This window comes from Halopelagius inordinatus, assembly GCF_900113245.1.
Taxonomy (GTDB): Archaea; Halobacteriota; Halobacteria; order Halobacteriales; family Haloferacaceae; genus Halopelagius; species Halopelagius inordinatus.
In genome coordinates this window covers 915,563-932,786 of record NZ_FOOQ01000001.1, presented here as the reverse complement: position 1 = coordinate 932,786, position 17,224 = coordinate 915,563, and the positions used below count along the sequence as shown (strand labels likewise).

The following is a 17,224-nucleotide window of genomic DNA, read 5'->3' as shown; positions in this document are numbered from 1 at the left end:
GTTTTTGCATTCAGTATCCCTCCTCGTCGAGTGCTTGAGAGAGCAGGTAGTCACCCGCTTCGCGGCGGGACGGTTCTCCAACTTCATGGGACTCACGGAACCCATCTAGCCGGTCGAGCATCATCCGGCTGATGCGAATCGTCGCCCACTTCGATTGGTTGTCGGATTGCATACATGAATGTGGAAGGAGAAGAGGACTAAATATGTTCCCCCAAACCACACCGTGCAACATTTTTACATAGTGAATTGCTGAATCAACGAAGCGGAGAGTTGGTGGGTCAAAATGAATAGTCCCACCATCCGGTAGACGCCCATCCACCTGTCAAACAATAGGAAATATAGAGTATTAACTGTTCCGTGAACTCAACATGTCACTATGATTATTGGATGGTATTCATCGATGTAACCCGATGTGCATTTTGACGTACTTTGTACATGGAAATGTACGTTTTTCACGGCAATATTCGCCTGTTATGGGGGTGACCACGCCCGGCAACGATAACGATGGGCCGCAACGGACGGGAATTTTTCCCAAATGAGGCAACCTTATTTGAAACTTGCTGAGATTTCAACCCTGCCAAACGTACTTACTCTCTTCTTGATGTACAAATATACAAATAATGTATAAATGTACATCCGAAGACAGTAGGTAGAGAATCGGCAGTCGTTGCGGTCAGTTATCCGTGCCGGAACCAGTCACAGGATTGGCCGAGTACCCGAAAAATCAGAGGCTGATTGCTCAGTCGTCGGACTCGAAGTAATCTGTGAGGTCGATTCCTTGGTCGTGTAGTGCGCGTCGGATGGCTCGCAGGTATGTCTCTGCACTCTCGTGCCACTCATACAGATACTCCTCAAGGTTAGCGAGGTCCTCTTGTACATCCTCGACGTTCTCGGCCTCATCCAAACGTGCCCGGAATTCATCAAATCGATGGGAGACCTCGCTCTGTTCCGCCGCGTTGACCTTTCCTTCTACGCGGGCAACCCATTCCTTTAGTTCGTTAATTTCCTGCTCGGGGAGCTTTGCGCCGGTCTGGTTGAGTGCGATGACCTTGCCGGGAACGCCACGCTCAACCACTCGTCGGCCTGAACCAGTCAACTCGTAGAGCTTGGGGTCGGAACCGGGGCCGCGCGATGTGGCGTCGTACTTCCCGTACCATGCGACCAATCCCATATCTTCAGTTTGCTTGTACGCCTCGTTTACCTGCCACGTCGCGAGGCCACTGCGCGTCGCGATGTCGCGGGTGTTCGCCGTTCCTCCTAACTCGTGGAGGCTCTGGAGAAAAATGGCCGCATAGTGCTTGATGTCTACACGCTGGCCGTCCACTTCAACAATCATACACATAGCTACGGTTCCGAAGCCTATTGGTGTTAGTTCGGGAATGTTGTGAATAAGTTAGAATCGCTTCGCCTTCTTCTATGCCTTATTTGGCTTTTTTCGGGACGTACGACCCCTTAGTGGCACCAATACCCCTGAATGGAAGGGTGGTATTGGCCGCCGGTTGAGCGCCCAGTAGTGAGCAGGTGCCACCGGTAATGGCGTAACCTGTCCTCAACGTGAACATCTGCACGTCCTCTTCTCGAAGATGACCGAGGGTGTAGTTTTCCATAGTCACCTGCTTCCTGTTCTCGACGTGGAGAGTTTCCCGGAGCTCGCGATGCATCAGGGACACACCTCATTCAGAACGCTCCGTTCACATCCCAATCTGGTGTTCTTCCTTCAGAGGACCACATGTCTATCTTATCAGATGTGATGGATAAACCGATTTGGACCCTTCAGTGCCCCTATGTAGTCTGTAAGGAGTTGTACACTCTTGGTCAACACCTCAAACAGCAGAAAATAAGAGCACTCATATATCTCTCTTTCAACGTATGTCCTGAGAGACCACATCACATGATCCTACGAGACCAAGTTTGGAGCGCCTGTTTGCTCCAGCTTCGAAAGACTGGCAAATTCCGTCTCAGTGACCTCCCGTTTAACGAGGAACAGCACCATACCGTCCGGCGCGTTCTCCGCGAGATGGAAACGATGGACTGGCTCGCGCGTGAGAACAAGCGCGCCGCTACTTGGCGTATCGGAGAGGAAGCAAAACTGCATCTGAACGTCTCACGCGACCACATCAAACAGGCGTGGGACTGACGATTATAACTACTACCGATGACAGACACATACCCGAGACTTGACTACGCACACAGAATGCCGAGTACAGTCCCAAACCTCTGGAATGGCGGATACAAGAACGAGGCCTCGCTAAAGGTTTACCTTGAACTGCTTGGTTCTGTCTTTGAACTCACACTAGTCGCGAATCTCGACGCATGGTGTGAGGCAAGAATCGAGCGTGCAGACTACATGGTACGATACGGGGACCCCCGGCGAATACCTCACGTACTGGAGGCAAAAACGGACCTCCGTAAGTTTTTGAACAGTCTCGGTCCAGAGGAGTCGCCTCTCTATGAGGGTATTCGTACAGATGATGAGGCTTACAAACCTCACAACCTCTCGTGGCCATCTATCGTATTCGCCGGAACAGATGACCATGACCACCGAGGAGAACTGGAAGAGAGGTTCCCGGGAGAAGTGATCGTCGCTGACGAGGATGCACCCAAGTACTGTCCCACGTTTAGCGAGTTCCAACAGTCACTTGCTCGGGCATTCGAGGCACATCCCTCTGAGGTCGATACCGAAACCAGCGGTACAGTAGACTAAATAGGGTAGTCAAACCGCTGTAGAATGCCTTTTAGAGGTACGGATATTCAGAAGTGACGGCACTCGCCTTGCTCATCTGTAGAATACAACGGAGACATGGCACCCTTCTAACTGTTATATGTCGGATTCGTTATTTCTCCTTCCGCTACCCGTAAGATTATGTCAACTCGACAACAGCCAATAGGAAGTGCCAAACAATTGGCCCCACCCCTCGCGACGCGGCCTCATCGCCGGTCTCACAGGCGTACTATTCTCAACAGCAGGCTGTCTGGGAGGTAACGACGGAGGGACGGCGGATACAGCGACCCCATCCGCAACAGCAACAACGGAACCAACCTCCACCCGGACATCGCATGCGACTGAGACCCCCCAGTCAACAGACGACGCCGATTCAATCAATCCAGATGAAGAAACAGCAGGCCCCGCCGAGTTCAGTGTTACGGCGATTCACACACCAGAACAAGCACAAATTGGTGTCGAAACACCTGTCGAGATTGAGATTAAGAACGTAGGCGGAGAAGCTGGAACACTTACGTCCGGCATTTCATTTTCGAGAAGAGTAGACTCGTCACCGTGGACCGGTATAGACGAGACCATCAACATGGACTTTGAGGCTGGAGAGACGAAAACGTATTCGAGCGCGATAACGTGGCCGTTCATAGAGACGGTCTACTTCCGCTTCGACGAACTACACACGACGATTGAAATCGAATTCCTCCCACGAGTCCTCTCCCAAAACGAAACGTATCAAACGCCACTCGGAGTCGAATTAGAGGTAGATGAAGTTGGGAGCCAGTCCCATTACCTGTATACGGACAGAGAGGGAACGGAACAAAAGAACTTCCCGTACGAGGATGACGCGAAGTATCTGTACGTCGAAGTCACGGCGACGAACGTCGCTGAGGAACTGGTCGAGACGCCTGCCACGCAGGACTTCTTCGTCACTGACCATGTGGAAAATGGCCGACATCACTCCGCAGAACACATCCACCACGACGGAACAGACTGGAAGTTCCCCTCGGAACAGCGACTGAACGTGGGAGAGAGCGTCTCTGGGAAACTTCTCTTCAAAGCAGAGGCCGATGCAGAAGCTGAAGCCCTCATCTTTGGAACTGACAAACGTCTCGACGAGGGAACCTACGAAGCCTACTGGACTCCATAGTGGACACTACCCATCAATCTGCGTAGACTCCCAAACGTCCTCCTTCTGCGAACAGTTTGCGGACTCTATTCTTGTGTTCTTGGGAGTCGTATGCAAGAGTATGGGGCGATTGAGGTTTGACAACAGAAAGCGAGTTGAAGCCGCTGTCGCACGATGTGAGCGAGAGGAAGTAACCTTCGGACAGGCCACTCGTCTCGCGGATGTTGATCACTGGACTATGCACTCATGGACGAAGCGGATGATGGTAATACGATGGTCCCTTCTAGCCTGAAAAATCTCACGTGCTGTCGTAGTCGCCCATCACGAACGACGGAACGAGTCGCTTGAAGCAGTAACCTCATGAAAGAACTCTGATTGTCGAAGGTTCTCGACTAGCGCAGTAATGCGTGACGCTGTGTTATCGCGGAAGATAACGCCCAGTTCGAGGTTGTCACCGAGACCCGTATGTGTGAGGTTCGCTGTGCCGAGATAGGCGCACTGGCCGTCCGCGATGACGATTTTCGCGTGGAAGGTCGTCCACGTCTCGTCGTCGATGTATTCGTAGGTCGTGGTATGGGGCGCGAGCCGCGCGTCGTCATGAACGGCACGAGCGAACCCCCGGTTGTACTCCGTCTCCCCGTACGTGAGCGAGCGCGTAATGAGCGTGATGCTCGCGCCGTTGTCCGTCGCTGTGTGGAGTGCCGGGCGCAGTCGTTCGTAGGCTCGTTCACTCAGGAACGGGCTCATCAACACGAGGTCGTCGTCCGCCGACCGAATAAGGTTCAGCAGGTTGCCATGAAGTGGCTCGAACATCCCGGGGTCAAGCGCGGGGTCGTCGTAGGGGATAGTGGCAACGATGGTGTTCTCCGGCGGCTCAGTCTGCGCAGTGAGTAGGCGTGCCCCGACAAACGCCGACCGGAGTGCCTCGACGTTGAGGTGGTCGTCGTCAAGAATGCCCTCGATGGCGAGTTGGTAGACAATATTCTCAGCTTCCGTCATCGAGAGGTCACACGGTGCGACATCGCGAAGCACATCCGGGCGGACAGCACGATCAGCGTAGTGCAGGTATTCGAGGCTGGCGCGAACGCCGTCAAGCGCGTCAGCTGGGACGGCCTCCGCGACGATGCGAGCCGTTTCGAGCAGTGCGTCTGAGTCGAGGTCCGCTGAGGTTGAGGTCATAGTATATTCGTATGGATGTCAACAATCGCGATGGACTGCCGCGCTGAACCCTGCGAAGTTCGGGTCAAGTTCGACGAATGCCCCGGGTGAGGTCGAGGCGTTCAGTCGTCTTGAGCGTCGAGGGTGATGTGCCTGTAACCGGTGAGGTCGCGCCCGTCGAAGTTCCCGCCGTAGAACGTGCCGCGACCGAGGTTGTGGTTAGCGTTCTCCGTGGAAATAGCCGCGAGATACAGGCAGTCCTCGCACGCGCCGTTCTCGTCGTGGATGCACACCGGGTCGTACGAGCAATCGTACAGTTCGTCGAGGTGGGCGGCGAAGTCGTCGAACTGTTCCTCGAAAAGCGTCCAGACCGAGCCGAGCGCGAAATCGGTGTCGGGGCGCTTGTAGACGACGAAGCTCATCGTGCGGGGCATCAGGTGTTCGACGAGCGACTCGCGCTGGTGGCCCGCGAGTGCGCCCATCCCGTTGATGAACAAGTGTGCCGTCGTATTGAGAAGCGTATAGCAGTGCCGAGAGACGCATGCATGGGTTCCGGGGGCGGCATCGGAATCGAGTTCGTCGTAGCGACCCGGCGGGTCAATATTGGCGACGAACCAGTTACGAATCGCCTCCTCATCGTCGGTGTCCGGGCGCTTGACCGCCTCGCCGGGGTCGACCCCTGAGGCGTCTAGCAGGCCGTTCTCGTCGAGCCACGTAACCACCTTTTCGAGATCGAATTGGACGAGGACGGCCTCTGCGTCGTTAGTTTGGACGAACACCTGCGGGGCAGAGTACTCGCCAGTCGTGAACAGCTTCAACTGGACGGGGATACCCTCATCCTCCTCGGAAGTGGACGCCCCCACGTCGCTGTCCTCGGTCTCGACGTGTTCTTCGCCGTCGTCGGAATCATCGTCGCCGTGGCGAGCGTCCTCTTCAGGGTTGCTCGTGGCGGGATTGCGGTTCTCGCCGGGCGGGTTGGCGTCGGTTCGCGTGTAGCCGTAGGTGGCTTGCGTGATGGGGAAGTCCTTGATGAGGCGGACCTCCGCGAAGTTCAGTGCCTCGCGAAGCTGGTTGTACTTCTTGACCTTCGGGAGCGAAAGGTGGGTATCCTCGGCGTTGTTGTCCACCATCTCCTGATAGGAGACCGACTCAATACCGCTGGCGGGAGCATAGTCCGGTGAGACGACGCTGAGGTACTCGTACAGTTCCTCCGCAAGCGTCGTGGGGTCGCCGTAGTAGCCGCCTGACGGCCAGTCTCCCTCGGTGGGTTCCTCGCCCTGAAGCCACGTCTCGGTGAGATTGCGGTGTTCCTGAACGTCCACCATCAATCGATCTTTTGCCTCCTTTAGTTTCGCCTCGACCTCCTCGCGAGGGGCGTTGAAGAAGTCGCCTTCAAGCAGTTCGTTGGCGACCTGACGCTGTTCGTGTTCGTCCACCTCGCCGCCCTCGTCTCCGAGCAGGTAGTCGGATACGTAGCGGGCCTGCTGGTGGTCGCTTGAGTGGAGGTCGTCGAGTTGGGGCTGGACGTTGATGAGGTTGCGCACCTGTGGGTAGAACGCGCTACTGGAGGTGTGGTTCATCACCTCCATATTCTCGTTGTTGCAGTCCCCGTTCGGACAGTGGACGGGCGTGCCGTAGAACGACGTGGTGTCGTGTGAGGAGTCCACGGCGCACTCCCAGTACCACGAGTCCATCTGAGTGGTTGGGCGGTGGAACACCATCCCTGCACCGCAACAGGTCGGGACGTTGAGTTGGTCGATGGTTCCGCACTCGCAGACGGCGACGAACGGCAACTGGTCGCGATCGGACAGCGACGACCCGCAGTTGGGATTCTGGCAGACCGCGAGGTCTCGGGCGTCGCTGGACTCATCGGCCATCTCGTCCATCTGGTCGCGCGAGAACTTCGTCACCGACCCGCAGGCGTCGCACTCGAAGGTGAGCGGGTAGACGAGGTAGTTCGCCCACCCGGGCTGGACGAGTTCGGTGTTCGCGTACGTGAGGTCGTCGCGGATGTCGTCGTCGTTAGGCCACTTCGAGATGTGGCGGTGGATGCGCTCGATGAGGTAGTTCTTTGGCAGGTCGGGATCGATTTCCTCGCCGTACTCGCCGCGTTCGGGCGAGAGCGCGGCGATGCGCCCGCTGAGGTTGTTGTGCGCGTGGTTGAACGTGTTCCACGGCAGGTAGTCGTAGATGAACTTCGACTGTGAGCGTTCCATCGTCTTGTTGTCGGATGACATCGTATCGTGGTATCTCCTGTATGGGTGTCTGAAAGATGTGTTCGCGTGGCGTTACGACGACTTCGTGAGCGCGTCGATGAAGTCCTCGTGGGCCTGATGGTTCGTTATCTTGGCGCTCTTGCCGATGTCGCGCAGGCTAATCATCGGCCCGTCATCACCAGGGAACTCCGGCGTTGACATCCCGGTGTCGAGCTTATCCATCCAGTGCCGCCAGATTTCGTCAAGGCGGCTGAGCTCGTCGCCGCGCCCGTCGAGCACTTTCTCGCGGAAGTACTCGTTCGTGTAGAAGCCGGGGTTGCCGTCGGCGTCGGTCGGCATGTACGAGATGTACGTCGGCTTATCGCGCAGGACATACGCGTCCGCGAGGAACTCCGCGATTTCGTCCTTCGTAAGTTCGGGGAAGCGCGCGTCGTTGTTTATTATCTCGTAGAGGTGGTCGGCGTTCTGGACGTTCACCCGCTTGGTCTTCCCGCGCGCCTTGATGGTCATCGGGTCGCCGTCTTCGTCGGTCTTGCGGAACATCAGCGGACGGTAGTACTGGATGAGGATGGCCATCAGGATGCCGGGGAAGGTCTTCTCGACGGCAAACTTCGCCCAGCGGTCGATAGGCACCGGCTCCACCGTCCGTGAGAGGTACTCGTGCAGCTTCTCAAAGTACTTGTAGCGGTGGCGGTCTCGCTTGTCGAACGGGCGGAACACGTCCAGTACGTGGCCGGGGACGCCCTCCTGCCGTCCGACGCGGGAGGACGCTTGGATATACTGGAACGTCTGGCTGGGGTACCCGAAGAACAGCATGAAGTTGAACCGATCCACGTCGATGCCGTGACCGACGAACGACGTAGCAGGCACCGTGTCGATGCGCTCCTCGAATGAGGCATCCTCGTACTCGCCCTCACGTTCAAGGCGTGGGAGGATTTCGTCGTTGCGCGTGTCCGCCGTCAACTGTTGAGCTTCCAGCGGCGGCGCGTACCCCTCGTCGCGCATCTCGTCGTTGATTTGCTTGCGGATGTTCTTCCGGTAGGTGTCCTTCTCGCGCTTGTTAGTGAAATACACTAGCGAGGTCTCGTAGGCGTCGAGTACGTCCGCGACCGTCTCATCGATGTCGTCGATGTCGTCAGGGTCGAGCCCTGCGTTCGCGGCGACCTCTGCGGGGTCGTCCTCGTAGTATTCACGTATGACCTCGTGGTACTGCTTCACGAGGTCAAGCACCGCGTACAGGTGCGTGCGGTTGTTGGGCGTTAGCCCGTGGTACTCGCGTTCGACTTCCATCTCGGAGAGTTCGCCGTAGAACGTTTCCCCGAGTTCGGGCCCCTCCTCGGGAAAGCGCGTCGCCTCCATCTGGAAGAGGTTGCGAATCTGCCGTTTGTACTCCGCGATGGTTGCCGTCGAGGTCAGCACCTTCGGCGTGACGCCGTAGAGCCGCTCACACAGCGTGAGGAACATCGTCTCGTAGTGGCTTGCGAACGCACCGAGTTCCTCGTTGAGCAGGTGAACCTCGTCCACGAGGTGGAGCGTCGGTACCGGGTCGAAGAACTCGGCGTCCTCCCGGCGGTCGGGGTCGCGCGTCCCCGGCTCCATGTTGATGAACTCCTCGGAGTCGTCCTCGTAGTCGCAGATGTGCTTCTCGGGACAGCGCCCCGAGTAACCGATGCCGTGTTCGGGGCACTCCGTGGTGAAGTTCCCCAGCAGGTTCGCGAACAGCGGTTGCATCCCCATCACGGCGATTTTGTCGAGGCTCCCTAGTAGGACCGACGGCTGATACCGGTAGATGTCGTGGTCGGTCACGTAGATGGGGAGACGGTCGATGCATTCGTCGCCGTCGTTGAGGTCGCTCCCAGTGCAGTGGTGGTAGACGGTGTTCTCGTCCTCTTCGTACTCAACGCGCACGTCGCTCCCGCACAGCGGACAGGTGTCGAGGTGCTTGCACTTATCTTCGAGCGTCTCGTGGCTTGCACGGAAGTCCTCGTGCAGGCGGTTGTTCTTCCCGATGTCGTTCGGGGAGTCCTGCGACCCGACGAAGTAGCCCAGCGAGAACTCGCGGCCCCGTCCGCCGAGGCCGCCCTCGTCTTCGGGGGCGCGACGGAGTTCGTCAGCTTCGAGCATCGCCTCCATGAACCGTTGTTTCTGCTGGCGCGAGAGCAGGCGGAGTGGGAACCGAATCCACGCCGTGACACCTCGGCTCTTGCCGCGCATCCGGTCAAAGAATAGGTTGAATAGCACGAGTCCGAGGTACGCTTCGGTCTTGCCCCCACCGGTCGGGAACCACAGCACCTCTGCCATGTCGTCGTACTGGCTCTCGTAAATGTCGAAGCGCGGGTCAGGGTCGCGTGTGACGATGCTTGGGATGTTCGAAACGACGAACACCAACTGAAAGAGCCGCCACGCGTCGAAGGCGTCGGCTTTGATGTTGTGGACGACGTTGTTAACGCGGTTCATCATCTGGAACGCCTGCAGAATGTCGTCTTCGTTGCGGAGCACCTCGATGCCCGCGTCGAAGCGGTTGGCCTCCTCCTCGAAGTTGTCGGCGGCGTCCATGAACTCCTTGAACTCCTCGGATTCCTCGCCATATTCACGTTTGAACTCCGACTTGCGCGAGCCGCGCCATTCCCCGAGGAATTCGTCCATCCCTTCGGAGATGTCGTCCAGCACCTCGATGGTTGACTTCCCGGGTGCATCGCCAGCGAGTGCTTCGAAGCGGGTGTCGTAGTCGTTGTTGAACTCAAACTCGTAGACAGGCGAACTCGGCGTCGCAGTGGTGGCGACGCGGCGGCTCGACCCCTCGCCGTCGAGTTCCTCGATAGTCGTCGAGCAATTGTGTCCCTTCGCCCAGATGAACTGGTCGAATCGGTAGTCGTCGGGCCCGAGGTCGAACTCGTAGCGGTCAAGTGCGCCTTCGACGGCGATTTTCGGGTTGAAGATGTGCGATTCGTCGGCCCCCTCGCCGTCCTCGTCCGAGGCGACGGGTTCGTTCATCAGACGGAGCGAGACCTCGGTGTCGCGCACCTCTGCCGCGAACGAGGCCGCCCACTCGTTCTCGTCAGTGGGGAGGTCGTCGAACGTGGCGACGACCGTCTCGAACTCGTCCTTCGAGAGGTCGTGGAGGTTGATGTCGTTGTCCTCCCAGTCGGCGGGCGAGGCCGTGTCCCGGGTGGCTTTGACACCGCCGGCGTCCACGTCGGTCGCGTCTTCGAGAGCATCCTCGGTCGCGTCGCGAAGCCGCTGGGTCAGCCGTTCGCTCTCGCCACGAGGATCAGAGAGGTCGAGTTCGTCCTCGATGCGCACGTCCACGCGCCGGTAGAAGTCCTCGTCGAGCCGGTAGAACGTCGTCTCGTCGAGGTCGTCGATGTCCACCGTCTTGGCGTCCTCGCCAGTCGCCGCCTCGTGATTGAGCGCGGCGGCCCGCTGGGAACGTTCGAGAAGCTCACAGTACTCGTTGTAGGTCGGATGGCTGGGGTAGTAGACCTCGAAGGAGAGCTCGATGGGTTTGAGCGTCGCCTCGCGGTCGGACGGGCGGAAATCCAACGTGATGGCACTAGGTTTGATTTGAGAAACGAACTCCTCGTCTTCGCCCTCGTCAAGGTCGGCTCCGTGGGTTGGCGCGAGGTTCGAAACATAGTACTTCCGTTTCGGTTCTTCGGAGACGCAGTACGGTTGGTGCCAGCCGCGTGCCCGAGTGATGGATTCGTCGAGAAGCGATGCACCGATAGCGTCGTGAGGCGTCGGATCAGCGCGGTCGTCGTCGCCCGCAGAGACCGGCATGGTCTCTGGGCTCGTGACGCGCCCTCCGTCCGTATGTGTGTTTTTGTCCACGTGTATGCTCTCTTGGTTATAACTCGTTGATGTACAAGCGGTTATTCACTCTATTCATCGGTACGTGCAATTCGTGTGACAGTCTCTCGTTCGATGTCACGTGAGATATTTCTCACCATACTTTCGTTGATATCTCCGCCGAACCCCGCACTTGTAGAGGGGTTGAATTCCGCTTCAACCGCCCGACGAACGTTGCGGCCCATCCGGCGATGGAGAAGCCGGAGGTGTTTCATCGCCTTCCAGACTTGCTCGTGAATCTGTTCGAGCAGAATACCTTCCAATTCGGGCCGGAAGATGTGAAGGATGCGGCGACAGTCGCCTTCGTCAAGTGGGCCTATGTAGCGACCTTTCTCCCACGCTCTTACAGTGTGCCAGCTTTCAATTTCTGAATCGTGCTCTTGGAGGGCGTCCACCACATCTGAGTACTCCATCTCCTCGCGTGCTCGCCCACGTTCGAGGACTCCACGCCAGTTCTCGACGGTTTGCTCGTGTTCTCGGACGGCCTCCCGCTTGTGTGCGGATTCGAGCAACACGTCGTAGAGGTCGCCTGTCACGCTATTGAGCAGGAGGACATCCTCGCCCTCGGAGACGTTCTTCGCCTTCTTGCGAGAGATGCGCGCCTTCTCGGCCTCGTAGATGGTCACGATACCGTCCGGTGAGAAGCGGCGACTCTCTCCGTTGCCGAACTGAAACAGGAACGATTGCGTAGACGACCCGTCGTCGGCCTTGACGCTCGCGGAACCGTCGGATGCGGACGACGAGGGTGAGCCACCGAAGTCGGCAGTTCGGAGATACCCCTCGATGTCGCTTTCCAGCGTGTCGATGTCGAACACGTGGTCTTCTACGTCCCCAACGGTTCCAGATCGGCCGATACTCGTCGAGTTGTGGCTGACCGAGATGTCCTCGGTAGCGCTCGCCGCCGATTTGCGGACGTAGTTTGACCAGAGAGCGTTGTGGATGAACGCTACCTGCTTCGAGGGTGGGAACCCGTACACGTAGTCGTCGGCGTACGGCGGGTAGAGGAACACGTATCGCACGTCCGGCATCGGCGTCACGTCCGCACGCTCAACGATTTCAACGTTCTCGGGAATGGCGTAACCGGTGTCAGTTGCGGCGAGGCGTAGGGCATCAAGCTCGGCGGAGTTCTTGACGACGAACCGTGATTGGGCGTCGTCATCGCCTGCGCGCTGAATCGCGTCGAGGACGGTGTTCTGTAGAACGTGGCAGTCGTTGAGATGCCCCTGTACCTCGTTGGCCTTCCGGGCGTACGTGTACAGCAGGTCACTCCCCGAGCCGATGTTGTCAGCGCGCGTCTCGATGCGTTCGATGTAGCCGGGCACATCGTCGTAGAAGGCGTTCGCCCCGACGGTACGCGACCAGTAGATGGGTTTAAACGGTTGTTTCGTGAGCCGGTTGAACACGCGGGCAACCTCGACGTATGCGAGGTCGCGGTTCTGGCACCGGTTCTTCAGGTCGATGAGTTCGGGGAGGAGCGAGCCGACGCCCTCGTCGGTGACGGGGAACTGGAGTATCTCGATGTCCCCGGACGTGATGATTCGCTCTTGAGTCGTCAGGTCGCTTTCGCCCGTTTCGACCTCCACAGGCGGGGCTCGCCCAAGTACGCTGTTCGTGATGTGGAGCGTGCGGGATTCGATGCGGCCCTCGGTGAGTTCGGCGGCGGGCCCCATCTCGTCGGTGTAAAAGATGGCGGGTACGTCGGGGTGTTCCTCACAGAACTCCTCGATACGGTCGAAATTCCGTTCGCTCCACTCGGGCTTCCGAAGGTCAACGAACACCGCTCCGACGGGCGCATCGTGATGTTCGTGGTCGAAGGTGAATCCCGATTTCGCCGTATAGACACCCCACCGGTCGCCCTGCTCGGAGAGAGCGTCGATGGGATGACGCGGGATGAGCGGCGTCTTGTTATGCTTGGCTTTCTGCGTCGTTGAGAAGTGAAACTGGTCTATCTCACCTAGATACCCCTGCGAGGATGCTGGAAACACGAGCATCGGTAGACCATCGCCTGTCGGGATAGATGGGTTCTGCGAGTAGGCATACGATGCGATGAAGGCGACTGGTAGGGATTTCGTCGGGAATGGGTTATGGATAAGGTAGGATTGTCCCTGCTCAATCTTCCTGAGAGCTTCTTCGACGAGAGCGCACTCGGATGTTCCGAGGTGAAACGGCGTCCCGTCGGTTTGGATGGTACCATCGTGGAAGCCACCCATAAAGACGCGCTGACGACAGGCATCGGCGCGTTTTGTAATTGCATTCATCTGGTATAGAGCCCCTATTCATGTAGTTGATGATCCGTATTAAGATGTTATGGTGAGGGTATTTCACCATATCCTACTTGTTAGACATGGCCGTCTCGATACTCCGTTCTGATGCAGAGGTGTCGTCGATGTTCAGTTCCTCCAGCAACGCTTTCGCGACTGTGTGGACCATCGGAATGGGAACTGTATTCCCAGTGAGCCGACGAGCCCGGGAGCGATTCGAATCAGAAATCTCGAACCATTCGGGGAATCCCTGCAATCGGAGAAGCTCACGAACCGTTGGGTTGCGCTTTCCGTTGATGAGCAAGTAGTGCCACGAGGATGACGCGCGGAGTGTTCCCGAGTACGGACGCGTTGTTACCAACCCACTCCGGTTTTCATGCCAGACGGAAGGTTCTGGCACGGTGGATGGGTCATCAACTGCATCAAGGCGGTCTGTCTGCACCTTATCGCTGGCGAAGTACTTCTCATCAGGGTTATCTTCGAGAATATCTGCAAGGGCCGCACGCTGTTTATCCTCGGTTCTGAGTGCGTTCTCGTTCTCGGTTGGGAAATCAAACTCTTTGGGGGCGATGTCGTCGCGGAAGCCCACGATAATAAGACGCTCGCGATGCTGGGGGAGGCCGAAGTCAAGTGCGTTCAGTACCTCACTGTGAACTGTATAGCCGCACTCACGGAGTGCATTCACGACAGTCTCGTAGGCAGAGCCGTCCTTGACAAAGCGGAGGTTCTTGACATTCTCCAGCATGAATGCCTTGGGTTGTTTCTCCTTCAGAATCTGAACGATGTGGTAGAACAACATCCCCCGTTCGTCTTCGAGTCCATCGAGCTTGCCCATCTGACTGAACGACGGACAGGGCCAGCACGCTAGCAGGAGGTCGTGCGGAGGAACCGCCTCTGCTTCAACGTGACGGATGTCCTGTTCAGTAACGGGTTCGTCCCAGTTCTTCTCGTAGACCTCTTGGGCGTCTCCATCGATTTCACAGGAGAACACACACTCACCACCCTCTCGTTCATAAGCGGCACGAGTCCCTCCGATACCGGAAAACAAATCTACAAATTCAAATCTTGACATTTTATGTATTCCTCACTATGCTCTACGTCAGTTGATACGTATTCCAAGGAAGGACATTATAAAAATTCCGTCGTTCGTTTTTAGACTAGACAAACATCCATCATTTATACGTTCAAGTTTCTAGCATAGGTTCCCTTGACTTGTCTATGATACGGTACAGAGCTTCTAAATCAGCTAATCTCAGATATGATCTCTTCGACTTTTGCAAATGCTTCTGTCTCTGATCCTTCAGGAAACGAGGCTGTGAATTCACTACTAATGACCTCGGTGAATCCGGGTCGATGGTAATCTGGCCCAGCAGTTTCTGCTCCCTCCACGTACCATTCATTATCAACGAACTGCAGGCTTACGGCACGAATTGGGACGTCAGTTGCAACGAGAGAAACACCATCTGCTTCTGGGTCCCAATCGTATTCATTTTCTTCCATCTCCCGAACCCAGCGGTATCCATCACGTTCAAACCTTTCTCGCCGCCACGTTCGTCCATCGACAGAGATCGTTTCCGATGGTAGGTCTGATTCACTGTATTCGGGCATATTGTCTACGAGTCAGAGAAACATCTTGAACACTTGGGTCATTAGTCAGTTGTTGGATAACGGTACAGATGAATTCGTGTGCAGATGTTTGCAAGGTCGTTCGAGCTTCCAAGAGGATGCTTCGGTGGGAGAGATAGTTCACACCATCTCTAGCAGACGTAAAAATGTGGGCCAGCACATAAAGTCGCAGAGGGATGCAACTCTCATCAGCCAAGATACATACGTTTAAGTCGCGGATTTCGTCGTTTCACTAAGGAGATCGCCGAGGTGAACGCTGGAAATGTACTATCTCAACTCTCGTTTTCTAATAGCTCTGCCTCCTCGGACAACTTTACATACCGTCTGGCTTTCTCTCCAGCGTACCAGATACGGCCAACATCGCTGGTCCGCTCCAGCCATGAAAGATTCTCCATTTCTCGAAGGACCCGCCTCACGGTGTGCCTCTGGGAGTCATCAAAGTCGAGTTCGCTTATTTTGAACTGTGCGTCCTCGGTTGCAAGTTCGCACAGCACGGCATCCCAAACCCGGTCGCGGAGTGTCATATTACTCGTAAGAGAGTTCCGACGATAATTATCTTGCCATATGTGGGGCATAATCCGAGTCTTTATGTACTAATACTTCTTCTCACCATATAGGCAAACATGAAGCATAACAAAATCGAGCCTATGAGTGAGGCAGAGTATGAAGCACTGTTGGACAACATCGAGAAGGTGCTCTCGATGAGTATAGATGCTCTTGACGTGGCACAGACGTTGTTCCACGCAGACATCAGTACGGTCTACCCCGATGAATCGATCGCCACCGCACAGTGCCAAGACGATTTAACTGAGGTTGTGAAGTCAATTCAGCTTCGGCGCGACACAGCTGAACCGTATCAACCATCAGAACGAGTTATTGAACTCAATCAGCAGTTCCACTCGGACTAAGCGAACGTCCCATTCGTTGGACAGTCGGTACTTGTTCGGTCAGAGTCCCGAACCCACGTTTGACCAGCCGATGCTGTAATCCGCGTCGAAACAAGGAAAATCTGCCGTCAGTCTGGTGACTGTCAACGGGGTTCGATTCCCTCTGGCGGCCTTGGCGATATAACGTCGCCATAGATAGAAATGAAATGCAAAATCTGTAGAGAAGACGGATTCCTCACCGTCCAGCACGGCTTCACGCAAGGTAGTGAACTCACGGTTGTCCATGAACAGTACCGGTGCGGAACTTGCGAGAGAACTGGGTGGTTGGTTCAGGAAGCGTTCGGGACGCCCCAGTACACTGGGATATTGGAAGGTGACAAAAGATGAAGAGCGTACTGCCTCCAGCAGAGGTGTCTGCTCTCCAAGAACAGTACCAATCACTGCCAACAGAGAAACTGGCCGACGAAGCTAATTCGGCTTACCGACACTTGACAGAGGTAACAGAGACTCTGGAAGCTGAACGCAAGAACGGCGACCACTACGGTATCACAATCTGCCTTGAGGAAGTCCACCGACAGGAAGAGAAGCTTGAGTTGATTAGTCGGGAGCTTCGCCACCGCCCAGACTACGACCGCGAGACCATGCTTGAGTTCTGAAGATGAGTAAAAAGTCGAAGTTGAGCTCGAAGTGACAGCGAAACGATTGCCGATTGTCAACACAATATAACCAGAACTCACCTCCGTCTCCGCTGAGTGTCCTAACGATCCGATTGACGACCTCTCCTTGTTTGTGGAGGCGAGCTCTCGCTTCGCATCGGCGTCCGGCTGGAACGCCGCGATAGATGACTTATCGGCAATAGATTACAGCGGATACGACGAGGGAGACAGCATCGAATACCTCCGTGCCTATTCGGACGGGTCATGGGAAATCGAGACGGAAAGATAGTTTCTCGACTCAACTATCGGTGGTCACTCAGCAGTAGCACATGACCGCCATAGAGACGTACCCTGTCCGTATGTTCCGAGTTCACCGAGTAGACCTTGGGAAGTCCGTTTGGCACGGATAGTATGGTCGATACTCGACCCGAGATGAGCACTTATCATCCTCTCCTGAAAATAATACTCTACGCCAATCGCACGACGGAAGGAACCCCCATTCCGATTCATGATGAAATCACAGCGCCGTTTTGGTCTTTAGACCGATGACACCGCCGCTGTCTGGCGAAAAGCTGTGACTCCGATTCATCATAGAAAGGAATGCGCCGGCCGGGATTTGAACCCGGGCCATGAGCTTGGAAGGCTCAGGTCCTACCACTAGACCACCGGCGCTCAGTTCGTTCGCACCGAGCATCGACGGACCGCGTCCGCCTCCACACCGGCGCT

At 56.3% G+C, this 17,224-nt stretch carries 14 protein-coding genes and 1 tRNA gene; 4 read left to right on the top strand and 11 right to left on the bottom strand.

All coding sequences use genetic code 11. The features are described from left to right. Nucleotides 1–10: 10 nt before the first annotated feature. The 3 genes from BM167_RS18325 to BM167_RS04885 form a co-directional block, all read right to left on the bottom strand. On the bottom strand, nt 11–172 hold the full coding sequence (locus BM167_RS18325; RefSeq protein WP_177213280.1) for a hypothetical protein: 162 nt from the start codon (nt 170–172) through the stop codon (nt 11–13). 567 nt (nt 173–739) lie between these two features. Next, nucleotides 740–1,336: a hypothetical protein gene (locus BM167_RS04890; RefSeq protein ID WP_143095469.1), complete on the bottom strand. Its 597-nt coding sequence runs from the start codon at nt 1,334–1,336 to the stop codon at nt 740–742. 85 nt (nt 1,337–1,421) lie between these two features. Continuing rightward, nucleotides 1,422–1,661, bottom strand: coding sequence for a hypothetical protein (locus BM167_RS04885; RefSeq protein WP_143095468.1), 240 nt, complete (start codon nt 1,659–1,661; stop codon nt 1,422–1,424). A 494-nt stretch (nt 1,662–2,155) separates the two neighbouring features. Between BM167_RS04885 and BM167_RS18080 the strand changes: the two genes are divergently transcribed. Both BM167_RS18080 and BM167_RS18075 read left to right on the top strand, forming a co-directional pair. Beyond that, on the top strand, nt 2,156–2,704 hold the full coding sequence (locus BM167_RS18080; protein ID WP_143095467.1) for a hypothetical protein: 549 nt from the start codon (nt 2,156–2,158) through the stop codon (nt 2,702–2,704). 187 nt (nt 2,705–2,891) lie between these two features. After that, nucleotides 2,892–3,866: a hypothetical protein gene (locus BM167_RS18075; protein ID WP_143095466.1), complete on the top strand. Its 975-nt coding sequence runs from the start codon at nt 2,892–2,894 to the stop codon at nt 3,864–3,866. 300 nt (nt 3,867–4,166) lie between these two features. Here the strand turns inward: BM167_RS18075 and BM167_RS04870 are convergent, their stop codons facing one another. The 7 genes from BM167_RS04870 to BM167_RS04845 form a co-directional block, all read right to left on the bottom strand. Next, nucleotides 4,167–5,024, bottom strand: a complete 858-nt coding sequence (locus BM167_RS04870; protein ID WP_092889545.1) for a phospholipase D-like domain-containing protein — start codon at nt 5,022–5,024, stop codon at nt 4,167–4,169. Between the two features lie 101 nt (nt 5,025–5,125). Further along, nucleotides 5,126–7,240, bottom strand: coding sequence for a hypothetical protein (locus BM167_RS04865; RefSeq protein ID WP_092889542.1), 2,115 nt, complete (start codon nt 7,238–7,240; stop codon nt 5,126–5,128). Between the two features lie 51 nt (nt 7,241–7,291). Then, on the bottom strand, nt 7,292–10,999 hold the full coding sequence (locus tag BM167_RS04860) for a DEAD/DEAH box helicase family protein (protein ID WP_092891103.1): 3,708 nt from the start codon (nt 10,997–10,999) through the stop codon (nt 7,292–7,294). A gap of 101 nt (nt 11,000–11,100) precedes the next feature. After that, nucleotides 11,101–13,326: a DISARM anti-phage system protein DrmE domain-containing protein gene (locus BM167_RS04855; RefSeq protein ID WP_143095465.1), complete on the bottom strand. Its 2,226-nt coding sequence runs from the start codon at nt 13,324–13,326 to the stop codon at nt 11,101–11,103. 73 nt (nt 13,327–13,399) lie between these two features. Then, the gene (locus BM167_RS04850; RefSeq protein ID WP_092889536.1) at nt 13,400–14,401 is read right to left on the bottom strand and encodes a DNA cytosine methyltransferase; all 1,002 of its coding nucleotides are present in this window, start codon (nt 14,399–14,401) and stop codon (nt 13,400–13,402) included. Nucleotides 14,402–14,571: 170 nt separating this feature from the next. Continuing rightward, entirely contained in the window at nt 14,572–14,829 is a 258-nt protein-coding gene (locus BM167_RS18070) for a hypothetical protein (protein WP_143095464.1), read from the bottom strand. A gap of 398 nt (nt 14,830–15,227) precedes the next feature. Next, on the bottom strand, nt 15,228–15,479 hold the full coding sequence (locus BM167_RS04845) for a hypothetical protein (RefSeq protein ID WP_092889533.1): 252 nt from the start codon (nt 15,477–15,479) through the stop codon (nt 15,228–15,230). Between the two features lie 123 nt (nt 15,480–15,602). On the opposite strand from BM167_RS04845, the gene BM167_RS04840 reads away from it, so the two are divergent. Together BM167_RS04840 and BM167_RS04835 are read left to right on the top strand one after the other, a co-directional pair. Then, on the top strand, nt 15,603–15,863 hold the full coding sequence (locus BM167_RS04840) for a hypothetical protein (RefSeq protein ID WP_143095463.1): 261 nt from the start codon (nt 15,603–15,605) through the stop codon (nt 15,861–15,863). A gap of 362 nt (nt 15,864–16,225) precedes the next feature. After that, a complete protein-coding gene (locus BM167_RS04835) occupies nt 16,226–16,498 on the top strand; it encodes a hypothetical protein (RefSeq protein WP_092889527.1) in 273 nt (90 codons plus the stop codon). Between the two features lie 601 nt (nt 16,499–17,099). Here BM167_RS04835 and BM167_RS04830 read toward each other — a convergent pair. After that, nucleotides 17,100–17,170 (bottom strand) — tRNA-Gly (locus BM167_RS04830). Nucleotides 17,171–17,224 lie beyond the last annotated feature (54 nt).